The 1814-nt window shown below is 49.7% G+C and carries 1 protein-coding gene; it reads right to left on the reverse strand.

Annotated elements, in window-relative coordinates; translation table 11 throughout:
• The coding region (gene ltrA / locus C5470_RS21710) for a group II intron reverse transcriptase/maturase (RefSeq protein ID WP_166291868.1) at positions 1–1349 on the reverse strand (1349 nt) is incomplete at its 3' end.
• Positions 1350–1814: the final 465 nt, after the last annotated feature.

Below are 1814 nucleotides of genomic sequence, written 5' to 3' on the forward strand. Positions count from 1 at the left end.
AAGCCTGCTTTCCTGAGTAGCGACACTTTTATCGCTTGGTTCATGTGGCTCGAACCTGCATTCCACCATGCTCCACGCTGGTTACATGCCGAACTCCACGCCCGTTGTTCGGGTAAACCCGCTGCCATTAATTTCTTGGCTCGCGTGTACGGACGCTTCCACTGACGCCATAATAAACAGCGTAGTTTCCGGTTTATCCAGCTGTCCAGCTCCTCCAATACGCCTTTTACCGCTGTGTATCGGAAGTAGCTTATCCAGCCTCTTAGCACTGGAGTTAACTCATCAATGACCCGTTTGACTGATTTTGAACAGTGACCCGTTGTTAGGTTACGGATTTTCTCTTTTAGTCGACTGATGCTGCTGCTCGCGATTTTCAGGCGAACGCTTTTGTGCCAAGTTACGCTGTACCCTAAGAACTTGCGTTCCCACGGTCTCGCAACCGCACTTTTCTTCTTGTTGATACTCAATTTTAGTCCCCTTTCGAGGTAGTCACTGAGATCGTTAAGGAGATGTTCACCCGCTTTCCGACTCCTGACATAGATATTGCAGTCGTCTGCATAACGGCAGAAGAGATGTCCTCGCTTTTCTAACTCTTTGTCCAATTCATCCAACAATATGTTGGAGAGCAGCGGTGACAATGGACCACCTTGCGGCATGCCCTGCGTTCGCTTTATATGCTCTTTTCCATCCCTCATCGGTGCTTCTAGATATCTGCGGATCAGCTTCAATACGCATTTATCTTTGATTATCCGAGCCAGTCTCGACATCAAAATGTCGTGATCGACCTTGTCGAAGAACTTCTCTAAGTCCATGTCTACAACCCATCTTTTCCCGCTGTTCATGTGCGCTTGTGCTTGTTGCACCGCTTGCCATGCGTTACGGGATGGTCGAAAGCCATAGCTAGATCGAGAGAAAGTTGGCTCAACTAAGGGGCTCAGTTTCTGCGCGATGGCTTGTTGGATCAGTCTATCTACCACCGTTGGGATACCCAATGTTCTCACTCCACCGTCTGGTTTTGGGATGTCCATTTTACGTATCGCTCGGGGGAGATATTCTCCGGCCATTAATGCCCTTTTGACACTTGCCCAATGTCTTTTCAGCCACGGTTTCAACGCCTGTATGCTCAGGTTATCTACCCCTGCCGCACCCTTGTTTTCCACCACTCGCTGATAAGCAAGCATCATGTTGCTTCTTTCTATCACCGTTTCCATTGTCAACGGCATTTCCGCTTTCGTTTGCCCACTGACCGCCGTGTCGGTTTCAGCACCACAAGGCTGCTTTGACGACTTCTGTTCGCTATCCTGACCTGTGGTGGCATTCTTTTGCCTTTGTGCGTCATTAATCGGCATCGAGTATCAATGTCCTAATTGCGGTTAAACATGTTCTGCCCTTCGTGATGTCGGTTAATTATCACTACTACGGCGTCGGCTGACTTCTGTCATTCCATCCCAACACCTCTCGATATTGGTAGCACATTGGCAGAATGACAGCTCTCCCGAGGTAATTCGCGTGACCTTCCTGCATATGTCTGTCCGCTCTACGTCACAGCGTTCCGTGCAAGTATTGGGCGTTGACGATAATGGCCGCCTTACCCCGCTGTACCGCCTAAACGGCTTCCTGTTCGTCAGACCCGCATTTTGCTTTCAGCTTCCTTCAGATTTCACCTCACGATGAACACCCTTGCCGTTCAGCTAACACTTCCCCTTGCCGGGTGTGTAGAGGACTTTCACCTCCAAGTCGTCGGTTAACCACCACGGTTAACTAACAGCGCCAATCAAGGCGCTACGCGCCATGCTCGGCGCACCATAAAAAAA

Source organism: Photorhabdus stackebrandtii (assembly GCF_011189495.1).
GTDB classification, from domain to species: Bacteria; Pseudomonadota; Gammaproteobacteria; order Enterobacterales; family Enterobacteriaceae; genus Photorhabdus; species Photorhabdus khanii.